We start from the raw sequence: 15,125 nt of genomic DNA on the forward strand, positions 1-15,125 counted from the left end.
TACTCACATAGACAAGCTTGAGTGTTTAGCGACGCACACTCAGCAGATCGATAATTGAGTTGCGATCGCTCTGAAACAGAGAAGCGTAATCGTTCTTTGGGTGGAGCGATCGCCTACACACATACTACAGATGAAAACGACGAAGCCCCCAATAACTAACAAGATAGAAGCACCTCCAGGTATGGTTTGGATTCCACCGGGCAAGTTCACTATGGGTACCGATGACCAGATGAGCTTTCCTAACGAGCGACCAGCTCGTCGTGTACGCGTAGATGGATTCTGGATGGACATATACGATGTCACCAACGCACAGTTCCGCTGCTTTGTTGAGGCAACCGGCTATGTTACCACAGCAGAACGCGCACCGGATTGGGAAGAAATTAAAAAGCAAGTCCCGCCTGGCACGCCCAAACCTGATGACAGTATGCTGGTACCAGGTTCCCTCGTCTTCACTCCTACACCTCGTCCGGTACCGCTCCACGATCTGTCCGCTTGGTGGCGGTGGACACCAGGTGCATCCTGGTATCAGCCTGAAGGCTCCGGTAGCACCATCGACGGTAGAGAAAATTATCCCGTCGTGCAAGTCTCGTGGGAAGATGCTGTAGCCTATGCCGAGTGGGCGGGCAAGCGTTTGCCTACAGAAGCCGAGTGGGAACGTGCTGCACGAGGTGGTTTAGAGGGTAAGCAATTTATTTGGGGAGATGAGTTCTGCCCTGATGGCAAGCATATGGCCAACACCTGGCAAGGAACATTTCCTGTCAAAGACACTGCCGAAGATGGTTTCGCTGGTACATCACCTGTTGGCTCTTTCCCACCCAATGATTACGGACTTTACGACATGGCTGGCAACGTTTGGCAGTGGTGTAGCGATTGGTATCGATCTGATGCCCATCAGTCTATTCGCAGTTGTTGTCCCAACCCAACAGGCCCCAACAAAAGTTTTGATCCGTGCGACCCCTACACACCAAAACGTGTGGTTAAGGGCGGTTCGTTCCTTTGCAGTCCTGCGTACTGTGATAGTTACCGACCTAGTGCGCGCCGTGGCACTCCTCCAGATACAGGAACATCTCATACGGGTTTCCGTTGCGTTATATCTGCACAAGCATGGAAGAAAACACGGTATCACCGCAGATAGCCGTTAGTGCCGTCACCTTCAAAAACGATGTTTAGAACAGGGGACATTTCATGAGCGGATTACCCAAATCTCTTTTTGCCGATCCTCTTTCATCCTGGAATCAGGGTGCTGTCAAACAGTCTATTCTCGACTTTGTCAGCCGTGTGACAACAGAAGATAGTCCGAATTTCTTACCTCCAGTAGACCGTATCGCTACTTTTGACAACGACGGCACGCTCTGGCCCGAAAAACCGATAGTCGAGCTATACTTTGCCTTGACTCGGCTTGAGGCACTGGCAGCAGAAGATCCATCACTGAAGGAGCAGCAGCCCTTTAAAGCGGCATTAGAACGGGATATTCCATACTTTCTTGAGGCGGGTCATGAAGCAGCGTTGGAAGTACTGGCGAAAACGCACGCGAATATGAGTCAAGAGCAATTTGAGCAGGAGGCACGTAAGTTTTTTGAAGTGGCGATGCATCCCAGGTTGGGTATGCCATTTACTCAGATTGCTTTTCGGCCAATGGTTGAGTTGCTGGAGTATCTGCGTGCGAATCAGTTTGTCACTTGGATTTGTTCCGGCGGCACGATCGAATTTATCCGTATCGTTGCACCACAAATATACAGTATTCCTTTGCCGCAAGTTATTGGTAGTTCGTTCAAATTAGAGTACATCGAGCAAAATGGTGTACCAATCATCTGGCGAGGAAGTGAGATTGCTTCCTATAATGATCGCGCAGTTAAACCGACGAATATCGCTACACGTATCGGTAAACGCCCAGTATTTGCTGCTGGTAATGTCTTTTCGGGCGGCGATATCCAAATGCTGCGGTATTCGCAGGAGCAACCGGGGGCTTCATTTCAGTTACTAGTTCATCACGATGACGCTGATCGCGAGTTTGCTTACGACGAGAAGAATAATGCATCCTTGGAGGCTGCTAAGACTTACGGCTGGACAATTGTGAGCATCAAGAACGATTGGAAGACTATTTTTCATCATCCAAAAACAGACTAAAGCATTAAATATTGTAGGGTTAAGAGTTCTCCTGCATCAAAAAGATTGGAAGACGGTCTTCCGCCCTCCGATGAACAAGTAAATACTATAAAAGGAGATTGTCATGGCAGATAAAAAACCAAATATCTTGATTATCTGGGGAGATGACATCGGTATCAGTAATCTAAGTTGCTACAGTGACGGACTAATGGGCTATCACACTCCCAATATTGACCGCGTTGCCAAAGAAGGAATGCGATTTATTCATTACTACGGTGAACAAAGCTGTACAGCCGGTCGGGCGGCATTCATTACCGGACAAAGTGTATTCCGCACGGGCTTGAGCAAAGTCGGTATGCCCGGTGCGTCCGTTGGATTTAGGGCTGAGGATCCGAGCATTGCTGAACTGTTGAAGCCATTAGGTTATCGCACAGGGCAGTTCGGCAAAAACCACTTTGGCGATCGCGATGAACATTTGCCGACGATGCACGGGTTTGATGAATTCTTTGGCAACCTTTATCACCTCAACGCCGAGGAAGAACCGGAACACCCCGACTATCCCAAGCCAGAGGAATTCCCTGGGTTTAAAGAGCGGTTTGGTCCGCGCGGAGTGCTGCACTGTTGGGCAGATGGCAACGGCGGACAGCGCATTGAAGACACAGGACCACTAACCAAAAAACGAATGGAAACGATCGATGATGAAGTTTTGGTCGAAACCAAACGCTTTATTGGCGATGCCAAGAACGCTGATGAGCCGTTTTTTATCTGGTTCAACACCACCCACATGCACTTCCGCACGCACTGCAAGCCAGAGAGCAAGGGGCAGGCAGGGCGAGCGCAGTCGGAGTACCACGACACTATGATTGACCATGACAAGATCGTCGGCGCACTGCTGGATCAACTGGACGAACTGGGCATTGCCGAAGATACGATTGTCATGTACAGCACCGATAATGGTCCCCACATGAACACCTGGCCCGATGCAGGCATGACTCCTTTCCGCAATGAGAAAAACTCTAACTGGGAAGGGGCATACCGGGTTCCGGCAATAGTACGCTGGCCCGGCAGGATTGAGGCGGGTTCAGTGTGCAATGGCATTGTCAGTCATCTCGACTGGTTGCCGACGCTGCTGGCGGCAGCCGGAGAACCCGACATCAAACAAAAGCTGCTGAACGGACATCAGGTGGGCAGCAAAACCTTTAAGATTCACCTGGATGGCTACAATATGCTGGACTACTGGACAGGTAAAACCGATAAGAGTCCGCGCGTGGAGTTCTTCTATTTCTCAGATGATGGCGACCTCACCGGGCTGCGGTACGACAACTGGAAACTCGTCTTTGCAGAACAACGGGTAACGGGTACACTCCAAATTTGGGCAGAACCGTTTGTGCTGCTGCGCTGCCCGAAAATGTTTAATTTGTTAACCGATCCGTATGAGCGTGCTGATATTACTTCCAACACCTACTATGACTGGCTCTTGGATCACGCCTTCTTAGCGGTTCCAGCACAAGCATACGTCACCCAGTTCTTAGAGACATTTAAGGACTACCCACCCCGCCAAAAGGCAGCCAGCTTCAGCATCGATCAGGTGATGGAGAAGTTAGAAGCGGGACTGGTAAGCACCTGAGGCGTAGGTTCATCTTGGCGATCACTCTCTTTGAATGGGGGATGATCGCCAGTCTCAATTAATCTAGAGGAATCGAGTGAACTTAGATCTTTGCTCAATCTCTGCAACAGTCGCTGACATCACCCATGCAAAACTTTGAGCAAAATGCAAATTCCTTAGACAGGCTGCTGATAGTGTTCGGCAGCCTGGCGGGAGGAGCTATATCATTGATAGTGATTAGAAGCGTACCTCTCGTGCAGGCTGCGATGATCTGTAGTTTTGTCACAGCTTGTCTTGTCATTGCCTGTACTCAACTGACTAAACCAGCAATTTGGTGGACTGCATTAGGAGTGATCGCTGGTATCACGATTGGTACCAGTGCAGTTCTGTCAGAATCCTTGGCAGATGTCCAAACAACCCTTGATTTTCGAGTTCGCTTGCTCATAGTGGGGATGCATAGTCTAGCAGGCTTAATTGCTGGAATGATCTTGGGTCGAAAAATACATAATCCTCATGTTCCTCCCCTCAGAACTTTTCTCTCCAGACTAAGCGCACTGACCGTCGGAATTTTTGCGGTTAATGTCACAGGCGAATACATTGTCGCTGGACTTGAAGAAGCACGGTCATTTTCAAGTCGCCTCAGCACTTCATCCACCATTTTGATTACAGCTATTGTGGTGCCAGGAGTGATTGGATATTTGTTAACTGAGTGCAGAACAGGGATGAACCGACGTTAATCATATTGGTCGTGATGATTTCTCTAAGAGATTGTTTTAAAGGTAGCATTTGCTATTTGCATAAAATTTGTTCTCTATATTGGGGGTTGTTAGTTACAGCGCCTGCATTGTGTCAGCCTTGATTGCTGGAGTGATAATTATGTAGTTAGGACGCAAGTATTCTCTAATTTTGTTTGGGTTTATACCAGCCTTTACCACGCTCCTATATATCATTCCAGCAATGGGCTTTGCTAGTTTGCCTGTACTTTACACTGTGTGTATTTTGGTCAATGCAACCCAAAGTATGGCGTATACTGCAATGCTCAGTGCCATGATGGACAAAAGCGATCGCACAACTGCTGCAACCGATTATACAATTCAAGTTTTCATCATGTTTTTAGGTGGAATTGCCACCACCATTTTGAGCGGAATGCTTGCGCCGCGAACGGGGTACGCCCCCACGTTTATGGTCAGTGCGGCTGTGAGTGTGTTAAGTGTGTTTTTAATTACTCAGTTTCATGAGTAAATTCATTTAATATTTAGGTATTTTGTATGGTTGTTGATTCCTTTAGAATGGTGCTTTGGCAGTCCTCTGGAACTTTCCTGTAACGTTGCCCGATAAATCAATGTTATCTGGGTCGAGAACCAGCACAGGTGCGCCAGGAGCCAGATTGAATTTCGTGAGATCTATCCAAACCACGTTGGGGCTATTCGCCATCTCGAAGAAATAACGCTTATTGGTGAGATCAATCGCAGTTCGGTATTCGGTGTTATAGAGCGTGCCGGGAGCATTGTTGGGCGCGCCGAAGGGAACGGAAACATTACGGGCAATCGCGAGGATGCCAGCAATCGCTTCGCGCTGGTTTTTTGGTTCGGGTAGGAACCGTTCGTAATAGGTGGCTCTGACAAAGCGATCGGTCGGGCTAACGTTACCCGGTAGGGGAGTATAGCGAGTGGCGCTAGCAAAATTTAAATTCCACTTTTTCAAAAGCGCTAACTGTTGGTCAAATGGCGGGTCGTTGGTCATGACGAGGTACTCGCGTCCGTGGTAAACCATGAGTTTACCGTTGACGTATTCAAGAATCGCCGAGTCTCCACTCGCATCCTCGATCGCCAGATGCACGGTTGACTTAATTTCATCAAGACTGACCATGATCGGTTGAATCTGTTTCATGAGTGCAAGCGCTTCTTTGACGGTAGCGGCGTTATCTAAAAGATATTGTCCCCAGAGTCCTGCTTGGACACCCGCCTTAGTGCGATCGCGCGAACCAAAATCGGTGGCTGTCAGGTAAAGCATATGCATCCCCAAGCCTTTTTCGTTCAAGCCGTCGGCAGTACCCATACCATAGGTCGTGGTGACAACGCTACCGTATTTCGAGATCCATCGCGCTGGATTCTCCTTAACAACCACTTTAGATCCGAGCAGCCCACCATCCCGTTTCATGCCTCGCGGAAAAACAGTGAGGATCGGCTCAGTGGATTCTGGCCAATCCATCGTCCGTCCAACTACGACCGCCAGCTTATTATCGTTCCACAGGATTCGGGTGCAGGCGTTGGCAGCAGGAGGCTGCCATAAGCTAAACTCAAACATCACAGCGACCAGTGCACTGCACATAGCTCGGCTGATAACCTTAGTTGTTACTTTCATCATGTAACTCCTTGTTGGTAGCTGCAAGCGTGATGGCAGACTTAGCAGATTTGATATGACAAGAGCAAAGTTGGCGACATAAGCAGTTCTGACGACCAGCCAACGTAGGTCTTAACTGTTCATTTATTTAGATAACACTTAGCTTTATCAGTATTATCCTCAGTATTCTCCGGCATCTTTGCGGGATAATACCCTCTTATTAAGGAATTAAACAGAAAAGCTGCCACATTATTGATGAACAGGCTTTCCTAACCGCCAACTGGCGAAGTCGGCCAGAAGTGTTCGGCAAGGAATCGGCAGGTATCGTCATACATGGGAGAGATTGTACAACTGATTATACCGATTTGATTTTGAGTAAATCTAATGTTTGATGAAGTGTGGTAGGGCAATCGCTGCAACTATTAAACCGCCGATTGGATCATGCGGCTTACTTAGGAAGTAAGTTTACGCGATCGGAATTGAGGTTTGTGATGATTTAACGATCAAGCTCACCGGACGCAGACAACCTTGAACATTTAACCGAGAGCTTTCGGTATTCCGGTGCAGCGACTTGTTATGCGGCGATCTCTGCTAATTGACTGCTGCCTCTATTAATCTTGACCGATTGGTTTAAGTAATGCTACCATGCTGTCATGAGCAGAGGACCTGAAAAACAATTCGACCCTGAAGTTGTCCTGACAAAGGCAATGGAGGTGTTTTGGGCAAGAGGATATGAGGCAGCGACCCTTTCCGAACTGCTGGAACACATGGGAATCGGTAAAAAGAGCCTCTACGATACCTTTGGCAACAAGCGATCGCTCTTTCTCAAGGCGTTAGACCACTATGCTCAAACGGAGGTGAAGTCCATTCGAGATCAGCTTTTAGCTGCAGGTTCGCCCCTAGCAAACTTAGAGCGAGTCCTAAAAAATTTGCAGCATCGGCATTCATTACCTAGAAGTCAAGGCTGTATGTTGGGTACGAATATAGCTGACTTCGATACAGATGAAGCAGAAATTGCAGCTATTTTGCGTCACCATCTTCAAACTTTGGAAGATGCCTACTGCACGGTTGTCGCTCACGCGCAGAAAGCAGGCGAAATCATTGCAACCATTGACTCGCGCAGCCTTGCTCGTCTGTTGCTTTGTGCCACTCAAGGCATGGCTTTAATTGGTCGGGTTTTAGAAGACGAAATGCTTCTACATGACACTGTAGAGGCAACATTGGCACTGCTCAAAGCTGGTTAATTTTTTTTGCCTTAACTTAGACCGAATGGTTTAGATTTCTCATCACTCACGAGGATTACTATGACACGCTTGACAAATAAAACCGCTGTAATCACCGGAGGAACGACCGGAATTGGGTTTGAAACTGCCAAACAGTTTATTGCAGAAGGGGCGCGAGTGATTCTAACGGGACAAAACGAAGAACGTCTACAAACTGCTGGCAGCGAACTCGGTGAAGCGGTCATTCCGATTCGTGCTGATGTTCGCTCTCTGCACGACTTGGACGTATTAGCAGCACGGGTCAAAGCAGAATTTGGTCAGCTTGATATTTTGTTTGCGAATGCAGGCATTGGCTTATTTGCCCCACTTGCAGCGATTGACGAAGGGTTCTATGATGACCAGTTTGACATCAACGTGAAAGGTGTATTTTTCACGGTACAGAAACTTGCCAAACTCCTGAATGACGGGGCAAGCGTCATTTTGAATGCATCAGCCGTAAATGAAAAGGGTGCAGCGATGGGCAGTGTGTACTTTGCGACAAAAGCAGCCGTGCGATCGCTGGCGCGAACCTTAGCGGCTGAGTTCGCATCCCGTCAGGTCCGAGTCAATGCCATCAGCCCTGGCTTTGTGCCTACAAATTTTCAGAGCAAAATGAGATTGCCACCAGAAGCACTAGACAGCTTTGGTAGCTATGTGAAGCAGTCTGCTCCCTTGGGGCGGTTCGGAAAGCCGGAGGAGATTGCTGCGAGCGTTGTTTTTCTTGCCAGTGATGAGTCTTCCTACATGACAGCCGCAGATCTTGTGGTTGATGGTGGATTTATGAACGTTTGAGGCTGAGTTGAATTGTTACTTGACTAAAGTGCGATCGCTTCAATGGTTAATGGTACAGAGCGATCGCCTCTCACCAATAGTCTCTCGGTTGCGACCTCATCAATAGCTTGAGCCGCATAACTATTTATTATACGGAATATTTCCGTATAATCTTTTTCTAAATCCTGATATATCAAGCATTACAACCACATCTTTTATATTATACGGAAACCTTCTTTTTTACCCCCTTGTTTGGGTATTATACTGAATTTTACCGTATAACCACACTTCACGGGAGGATTATATGGAATTTTTCCGTATATCCCTTGGTGTTATCCAGAATTTTTCCGTATAACATCCTTATTTAGAGTATTAAACGGAATTTTTTTGTGTAACACATCCTATGGAGCAACGTCCTAAGAAACTGCTAGAATAAGTGCAAGATGTTATCCGACTTAAGCACTATTCTTACCAAACAGAGAAGACTTATATTTACTGGATTAGACGTTATATCCTTTATCATGATAAGCGTCATTCTAAAGATATGGGAAGTGCAGAAATCGAAGCATTTTTAACGCATCTTGGGGTGAATGAAAATGTGGCTGCATCAACTCAAAATTAGGTACTTCACGCTGTTCTATTCTCTACAAAGAAGTATTAAAACAAAATTTAGATTTGAAAGTAGACGCAGTACGTGCTAAAAAACCTAAATATTTACCAACAGTTTTAACCAAGGATGAAGTTTTTGCAATTATTCAAAAGTTATCTGGAGTACATCAACTTTTAATTAAATTACTTTACGGTACGGGTTTAAGGTTAAACGAAGGTTTGAGAGGCTGTTTGAAAAGTCGGGTAGTTTGTAAAAAACTCTCTCAGTATACGCTGTGAATAGATCATAAACAGCACCGAGAGAGCGACATGAGTAAAGCATACCCCAGTAACCTGACCCGTGTTCAATATGAATTTCTGAGTGACTTAATTCCAGAACCTAAAAAAGGTGGTTGTCCGCGCGAAGTTAATATGTGGGAAGTTCTGAATGCGATTTTCTACATTCTGATAGAAGGAATTCGATGGCGAGCTTTACCCGCAGACTTTCCTCCGTGGCAGATGGTGTATACTTAGTTTTCGCAACTGGCGTAAAGACGGGACATGGTTAAACATCCATGATGGTTTGCGAGAGTGGACGAGAATGATATTGAAGGCTATCCGAGTCCATCAGAAGCAATCATTGATAGTCAAAGTGTGAAAACAGCTGCAATGGTTCATTCAGCCGTGGGCTACGATGCAGGCAAGAAAATCAAGGGGCGCAAGCGATTTCTGACGATCAATACTTTGGGGTTAGTGTTGCGCGTATTGGTCACGGCTGCAAAACAGCTATGACATCCGCACGGTACAGGAATTATTGGGACATAAGGATGTAAAAACGACAATGATATATACCCATGTTCTTAACCGTGGTGGTAAGGCTGTTCGTAGTCCCCTTGATTAACCAGTCTTAGAAATCATCCCAACCTTCGTTGTGGAGTCTTTACAGAGTTTGGATGGAGCTTGCATATTTGATTCAGTTGATGAATTGAAGAAAAATAATTGCCAGAATGGAAAAGAATTGTTAACTAGGTTTGGCAATATAAAAAATTGTCAACGTTATGTAACCAAACGCTGGCAATCCTAACAATTTCTGAGGTTGAAAAACTGTTAAAAAATTGTCCAATGAAAATTAAGAGCAAGCTTTGGTAAAGAATGAAACTTGCCCTGATGAATGACGAATGCCAGTATAGATCGACCATTGATTTTTACGCAAGCAAATCACAGTTGTGTTAATATGCGAAGGAATCTCGGTTCTGGTGGGGAGCAGCCATCAGAGGTAACGGGGAAAGTCCGGTGTAAATCCGATGCTGTCCCGCAGCTGTAATCAAGGCTTGTCTTGTGAGTCAGAATGCCCGCCGAAGTTGCTTGTAAATTTTGTACATCTGCGAGGCACAGATCATTATTTTTATGAATATATCTACAATTACTAGGCTTTACATTCCGATAGCTCCACATATCAAAACGCTACAAACTAAGATTTTCTCTGAGACGGTAGGCGGCTAATTTTACGGTACAAATTGTGTATGACCAATGCAGCGATGGCGACACAAGGATTGCTTGTGAGAATATCGCTTGAAAATAGTCACTACCAACAAAGTTTGGCTGTATTAACTAACTGATGGGAGTTTTGTCAAACAAGTAAGAGATAGCGTGTATGACGTATATGCCCCTGTTACAGTATCGAATAAATGCTTTCCTAATTACGCATAGAAACCAGTGATTTACTATATTTTTTACTCTGTTAATCATGATGCCGAAATTCTATCTTCATAGAGCCGGGAAGATTCCCACTACTGTTCATCCTTTTGTAAAACAAACGGCTCTCCTTCAATATCAACAAAAACCCGAAATGATTCGAGGTGTACAAAATATCGCAAGTTCAACATATAGGAAGATATCTATTGCGATCGCTCATCTCATTCAGGATCGCCTATAAACAAACCAAAATCTATCAACTGTTCGCTACATAGTAAAGCTTTCACAACAATGTCAACTTTATTACTTTATTTTGTAATTGGTTCTCTTTTGGTTTTGCTAATTGGAATTGCAGCTTATTTCATCACTGCCCGCAAGTATCAATCCTCAGCCACAGTTGCTAATTCCTACGACGAATGGACGCTTGACGGTATCCTAGAGTTTTATTGGGGGGAACACATTCACCTCGGTCATTACGGTTCGCCGCCAAGAAGAAAAGATTTTTTGGCTGCTAAGTCTGACTTTGTACATGAAATGGTTAAGTGGGGTGGTTTAGATAAATTACCACCTGGTACCACCGTCTTAGATGTTGGTTGTGGTATTGGAGGCAGCAGCCGGATTTTAGCACGAGATTATGGGTTTGCTGTCACAGGGATTACCATTAGCCCACAGCAGGTGAAACGCGCCCAAGAACTAACACCCCAAGAGCTAAACGTCCAGTTTGCAGTCGATGATGCAATGGCATTGTCGTTTCCAGATGCCAGTTTTGATGTGGTTTGGTCAATCGAAGCAGGCCCCCATATGCCTGATAAAGCCATTTTTGCAAGAGAATTAATGCGGGTGCTAAAGCCCGGTGGAATATTGGTTGTTGCTGACTGGAATCAGAGGGATGACCGCCAAAAGCCGCTAAATTTCTGGGAAAAACCAGTGATGCAACAACTCTTAGATCAGTGGTCTCATCCAGCTTTTTCTAGCATTGAGGGATTTTCTGAGCTTTTGGTAGCTACAGGATTAGTGGAAGGAGAGGTAATTACGGCAGACTGGACGCAAGAAACGCTTCCTTCTTGGTTAGATTCAATCTGGCAAGGGGTGGCTCGACCGAGTGGATTCCTGCGTTTTGGACTGTCTGGTTTCATCAAGTCTGTGCGCGAGGTGCCAACATTTTTGCTGATGCGTTTGGCATTTGGTGTAGGGCTATGCCGATTTGGAATGTTCCGCGCTGTACGGGCGAGCTCACATACAGAATCGATGGACACAAACTTTGCTAACCAAACTTCCTCAGGTTTGCTTGGGTAGCGATCGCATGGTCATATTTGAAGTCTGACAGACTGTCTTTTGACCTCAACAGAAATTTCAGGAACAATAGCAACTAATGACAAATAACTTGAGCTAGTCAGGTAAATTATACTACCTGACTATTTTTTGCCTATATACTTTCACTTTTTTTAAAGATTTGGCGATGTCTGGCGATTAGCCCTAACTTTCATCCTAATTGTAGGGCGATTACTGACATCACTATGGACACAGATTAACGCAGCTTTAATCTGTGCAATCTGTTGCTTCTCATTCTTGATAGTGCGCTGCCACTCATGAAATCTTCTATGAAAGTAACCCAGTGATACCGGAGTGTAAGAAAAACAGACCAAAAACAAGCGAAACAACAATGGTGATTGAACGGCTATTTTTGGTCAACCAGGCTGAAAGCTCACTGAGTAAATATTTCGAGCGTTCAGGTATGAGGATACGAGCCAAGATCGGGAGCAGCAACAAGGATTCAGCTAGCAAAATGAAAAGTAAGTATACGATGGTGCTAGATAGCTGTCCCAACTGCGCTGCCGCGATTGTAGCCAGTGCGCTGAGAGTAAAAACCCACAACTTCGCTGCAATCAACGGTAGTCCGAGCCCAATTCCAAAAGCCCTGAGTGGAGTTAAGCTATCAATCATGGTTAACCCTTTGGGCGGTGAATCATCCGGATCGTCCTCCCTACGCCATTTTTTATAGGCGGCGATTAGTAAGAGAATGCCAAGCACTAGGAGCAATGTTGAGACTATCGGATTCTTACCGTTACTTCCCTCAGTCAGTGCCGAGGAGCCGGACAGAACCAAACCAAAAATCAATCCCTGTAACAGACGTGTGATCGTCATTCCAGCGACATAAGCTACAGCCTTGAATAGTCCCTGATTGGGGCTTTTCAGTAGCAACAAACCGATGATGATTTGCAAAGGTACGATAGCACTGCCGATGATATAGGGCAGAAGCGAGATGAGCACAGTTTCCATAGAATACTCTCAATCAGTGTTAGGACTTACAAGTTTCCAACCTTTGGAAGTCTCACCATTACGATCAGGCTACTGATGAGCACAAGGATTATGCTTATGGCCACGGTTAAGTATAGTATTCGATTGTAAAAGAATTTGACTTTGTCTAGCCTGATTGACTGCTTTTATAAAGACTAAGCAGTATGACTATATTACTATGCAGTGATTCTCGCCGATCAATTCATTGCATCCCAGATTACCTTATACTATTTTAGATTTGGATTGGGAATAGCCTTGATGTGTCCGCGTTCCGTGAATCTATCTGCCCTTAATGATTTTTTAATGTGGCATCACATACAGAACTAATGGACACAAACTTTGCTAACCAAACTTCCTCAAGCTTGCTGAGGTAGCGATCGCATGATGGTATTTAAGTGTTGAAGTCTGACAGACTGTCTTTTGACCTCAATAGAAATTTCAGGAACGATAGCAACTAATGACAAATAACTAGAGCTAATCTTGTAGATTACACTACCCGACTATTTTTTGGCTGTATATCTTCACTTCTTTTGAATATTAGACTACAAGATTTTTCTGCCTCTTGCTTTTGCCTTTTCACTCCTGTGAGTTTCCCAATTGACGATAGTTGCTACCCTCCAGGAACCCGTCCATTGCAATTTAGTGGTAAATTTATTGATAATAAGTTGCACTTAGCCCACTCCAGTATGACACTCATCCTCAGCCAATCAGACTTTTACGAACTGTACCAACAGGCTCCTCAACCCCAGGTTCAGAATCTCGTACTTGATAGCTTTGAGCAGCTTGAGGGCGTACCGGAAATCGTGGGACGGGGCTACAATCGCAGTATGAACCTATCGCCTGGGGTGTGGTTAAATTTCTTAGATTGCGAATATCACCAGGACTTGATGGTAAAAACGTCTGCCCATGAACATCCGATTCAGATGGGGATTTTTCTATCAGGCTTGGTTTACTTTGATGATGTTCATCCTAATATGGGTGGAACGCATGGCTACTTTTCAGGTAGCGGAATTTCGCCTGGCTACATTGAAAAGTATCGCGCTGAAGAGCATTTAACTGCTGTAAATGTGGAAATTGAGCCAGAATTGCTAGACTCGTTTTTGCTGGAGGATGGGCAATATAGCTGTGATATTCAGAATTTGCTGTTTAAAGGGGAAGACTGGAAAATCTCATTTTATCCCAAGGTGACACGAGCAATGCGATCGCTTGCTCAACAAATGTGGAATCCGCCCTATCGCGGTACAGCAAAGCGGATGTATCTTCAGGCGAAGGTATTTGAGTTAGTAGCGATGCACTTGGATTGGATTTCGGCAGAGCAAAAGCCAATTTATGACACACCAGGACTGAAAAGAGAGACAATTGACCGTATCCACCAAGCTAAAGAAATTTTGACCACACAACTGGAGCATCCGCCATCACTCTGTGAACTAGCACAGCAAGTAGGAGTCAGCGTTCGCACTCTCCACAGAGGTTTTCCTGTACTCTTTAACACAACTGTAGTGGGCTATTTGACACAGCAAAGGTTGCAGAAGGCAGAAATGTTGTTGCGTCAAGGCAATTATCAAGTGTCAGAAGTGGCAAATCTGGTAGGCTATGGACACTTGGGTAACTTTGCAGCAGCCTTTAAGCGACAGTATGGCATCACACCCAGTCAGTGTTTAGCAGGGAAAAAGGCAGTTTTTGGATCATAAATGGCATTTTTTAGATAGACACGCCACAGTCAACTTTTCTACACTACACCTTATACCTATCAAAAATAATTAGCAACAAAAAGCTTTGATTGCTGTGTGAGGAACTATGAGGAGTTGGTGTTTATCTGCTGGTGTTTGTTCATCATTTTTAATCAGTCTTTCGGGATGTTTGAGTATTCTTGCGGTTTCATCGGTATGGGCTGGAGAAAAACCTAACCACCAAGATGTAGAGAACAGACAAATTACATCTGCAAAGACACACCAGGAAACAGGTTTTAGAATTCCGCGACTGAGTGAAATAAAGCGTCCCAGCACTAGCGCCATCATGTTAGTGCAGTCGCCAGCACCAACTAATCCACCTGCAACAAGCAAAGAAGTGATTGCCATTACGGGAGTAAAAGCTAATCCCACAGATAAAGGTGTGGAAGTAATTTTACAAACTTCCGTCGGTGAAAAATTACAAATCACCAATCGTAGTGAGGGAAATAACTTCATCGCTGATATACCCAGCGCACAACTGCGGCTAGCAAATGGCGATGCTTTTACATTCCGCTCCGAAAAACCAATTACGGGAATTATTGAGATAACTGTTACAAATTTAGATGCTAATACTGTGCGGTTGACGGTAACTGGTGATACAGGATTGCCTGTTGTAGAGTTATTTGATAGTGATGAAGGCTTAATTTTTGGGTTGATACCTGCTGCAACAGCACAAAACCCCACCCCGCCTACGGCACCCCTCCCCTTACCAAGGGGAGGGGAAGG

The 15,125-nt window shown here is 45.3% G+C and carries 17 protein-coding genes, 1 pseudogene and 1 riboswitch; of the genes and pseudogenes, 15 read left to right on the forward strand and 3 right to left on the reverse strand.

The annotated features are described in order from the left end of the window. The first annotated feature begins 130 nt into the window (after positions 1 to 130). From QUB80_RS24630 to QUB80_RS24650, 5 genes are all read left to right on the forward strand, one after another. Positions 131 to 1,135, forward strand: coding sequence for a formylglycine-generating enzyme family protein (locus QUB80_RS24630; protein ID WP_289792108.1), 1,005 nt, complete (start codon positions 131 to 133; stop codon positions 1,133 to 1,135). Positions 1,136 to 1,185: 50 nt separating this feature from the next. Next, positions 1,186 to 2,127 carry an HAD family hydrolase gene (locus tag QUB80_RS24635; protein WP_289792109.1) on the forward strand — a complete coding sequence of 314 codons (942 nt, stop codon included), beginning with the start codon at positions 1,186 to 1,188 and terminating at the stop codon, positions 2,125 to 2,127. Between the two features lie 103 nt (positions 2,128 to 2,230). Beyond that, positions 2,231 to 3,733 (forward strand): arylsulfatase, encoded by a 1,503-nt coding sequence (locus QUB80_RS24640; RefSeq protein ID WP_289792110.1) that lies wholly within the window; start codon positions 2,231 to 2,233, stop codon positions 3,731 to 3,733. A gap of 125 nt (positions 3,734 to 3,858) precedes the next feature. Beyond that, the gene (locus QUB80_RS24645; protein WP_289792111.1) at positions 3,859 to 4,449 is read left to right on the forward strand and encodes a hypothetical protein; all 591 of its coding nucleotides are present in this window, start codon (positions 3,859 to 3,861) and stop codon (positions 4,447 to 4,449) included. A 169-nt stretch (positions 4,450 to 4,618) separates the two neighbouring features. After that, complete coding sequence (locus QUB80_RS24650; RefSeq protein ID WP_336622341.1) at positions 4,619 to 4,954, forward strand: MFS transporter; 336 nt, start codon at positions 4,619 to 4,621, stop codon at positions 4,952 to 4,954. Positions 4,955 to 4,996: 42 nt separating this feature from the next. On the opposite strand, the gene QUB80_RS24655 is transcribed toward QUB80_RS24650, so the two are convergent. Continuing rightward, positions 4,997 to 6,079, reverse strand: a complete 1,083-nt coding sequence (locus QUB80_RS24655; RefSeq protein WP_289792112.1) for a linear amide C-N hydrolase — start codon at positions 6,077 to 6,079, stop codon at positions 4,997 to 4,999. Between the two features lie 629 nt (positions 6,080 to 6,708). Between QUB80_RS24655 and QUB80_RS24660 the strand changes: the two genes are divergently transcribed. Both QUB80_RS24660 and QUB80_RS24665 read left to right on the forward strand, forming a co-directional pair. Beyond that, on the forward strand, positions 6,709 to 7,299 hold the full coding sequence (locus QUB80_RS24660) for a TetR/AcrR family transcriptional regulator (protein ID WP_289792113.1): 591 nt from the start codon (positions 6,709 to 6,711) through the stop codon (positions 7,297 to 7,299). Between the two features lie 60 nt (positions 7,300 to 7,359). Continuing rightward, positions 7,360 to 8,109, forward strand: coding sequence for an SDR family oxidoreductase (locus tag QUB80_RS24665; protein WP_289792114.1), 750 nt, complete (start codon positions 7,360 to 7,362; stop codon positions 8,107 to 8,109). Positions 8,110 to 8,132: 23 nt separating this feature from the next. Here the strand turns inward: QUB80_RS24665 and QUB80_RS24670 are convergent, their stop codons facing one another. Further along, positions 8,133 to 8,285: a hypothetical protein gene (locus tag QUB80_RS24670; RefSeq protein WP_289792115.1), complete on the reverse strand. Its 153-nt coding sequence runs from the start codon at positions 8,283 to 8,285 to the stop codon at positions 8,133 to 8,135. Between the two features lie 239 nt (positions 8,286 to 8,524). On the opposite strand from QUB80_RS24670, the gene QUB80_RS35090 reads away from it, so the two are divergent. The 6 genes and pseudogenes from QUB80_RS35090 (at position 8,525) to QUB80_RS24695 (ending at position 11,667) form a co-directional block, all read left to right on the forward strand. Continuing rightward, positions 8,525 to 8,710 carry a phage integrase N-terminal SAM-like domain-containing protein gene (locus QUB80_RS35090; RefSeq protein ID WP_353962236.1) on the forward strand — a complete coding sequence of 62 codons (186 nt, stop codon included), beginning with the start codon at positions 8,525 to 8,527 and terminating at the stop codon, positions 8,708 to 8,710. Positions 8,711 to 8,763: 53 nt separating this feature from the next. Beyond that, positions 8,764 to 8,976 (forward strand): site-specific integrase, encoded by a 213-nt coding sequence (locus QUB80_RS24675; protein ID WP_289792116.1) that lies wholly within the window; start codon positions 8,764 to 8,766, stop codon positions 8,974 to 8,976. Positions 8,977 to 9,006: 30 nt separating this feature from the next. Further along, a pseudogene (locus QUB80_RS24680) lies at positions 9,007 to 9,456 on the forward strand (IS5 family transposase); the annotation flags it as partial. Between the two features lie 34 nt (positions 9,457 to 9,490). Then, positions 9,491 to 9,577 carry a hypothetical protein gene (locus QUB80_RS24685; protein WP_502875323.1) on the forward strand — a complete coding sequence of 29 codons (87 nt, stop codon included), beginning with the start codon at positions 9,491 to 9,493 and terminating at the stop codon, positions 9,575 to 9,577. 330 nt (positions 9,578 to 9,907) lie between these two features. Further along, a riboswitch (cobalamin riboswitch) is annotated at positions 9,908 to 10,050 on the forward strand. A gap of 373 nt (positions 10,051 to 10,423) precedes the next feature. Then, positions 10,424 to 10,612, forward strand: coding sequence for a hypothetical protein (locus QUB80_RS24690; RefSeq protein ID WP_289792117.1), 189 nt, complete (start codon positions 10,424 to 10,426; stop codon positions 10,610 to 10,612). A 50-nt stretch (positions 10,613 to 10,662) separates the two neighbouring features. Then, positions 10,663 to 11,667 carry a methyltransferase domain-containing protein gene (locus tag QUB80_RS24695; protein ID WP_289792118.1) on the forward strand — a complete coding sequence of 335 codons (1,005 nt, stop codon included), beginning with the start codon at positions 10,663 to 10,665 and terminating at the stop codon, positions 11,665 to 11,667. Positions 11,668 to 11,970: 303 nt separating this feature from the next. Here the strand turns inward: QUB80_RS24695 and QUB80_RS24700 are convergent, their stop codons facing one another. After that, the gene (locus QUB80_RS24700) at positions 11,971 to 12,651 is read right to left on the reverse strand and encodes a GAP family protein (protein ID WP_289792119.1); all 681 of its coding nucleotides are present in this window, start codon (positions 12,649 to 12,651) and stop codon (positions 11,971 to 11,973) included. A 602-nt stretch (positions 12,652 to 13,253) separates the two neighbouring features. Here QUB80_RS24700 and QUB80_RS24705 point away from each other — a divergent pair. Further along, positions 13,254 to 14,360: a helix-turn-helix transcriptional regulator gene (locus tag QUB80_RS24705; RefSeq protein ID WP_289792120.1), complete on the forward strand. Its 1,107-nt coding sequence runs from the start codon at positions 13,254 to 13,256 to the stop codon at positions 14,358 to 14,360. Between the two features lie 106 nt (positions 14,361 to 14,466). After that, a partial coding sequence (locus tag QUB80_RS24710; RefSeq protein WP_289792121.1) for an AMIN domain-containing protein occupies positions 14,467 to 15,125 on the forward strand: 659 nt, incomplete at its 3' end.

Source organism: Chlorogloeopsis sp. ULAP01 (genome assembly GCF_030381805.1).
Classification (GTDB): domain Bacteria; phylum Cyanobacteriota; class Cyanobacteriia; order Cyanobacteriales; family Nostocaceae; genus Chlorogloeopsis.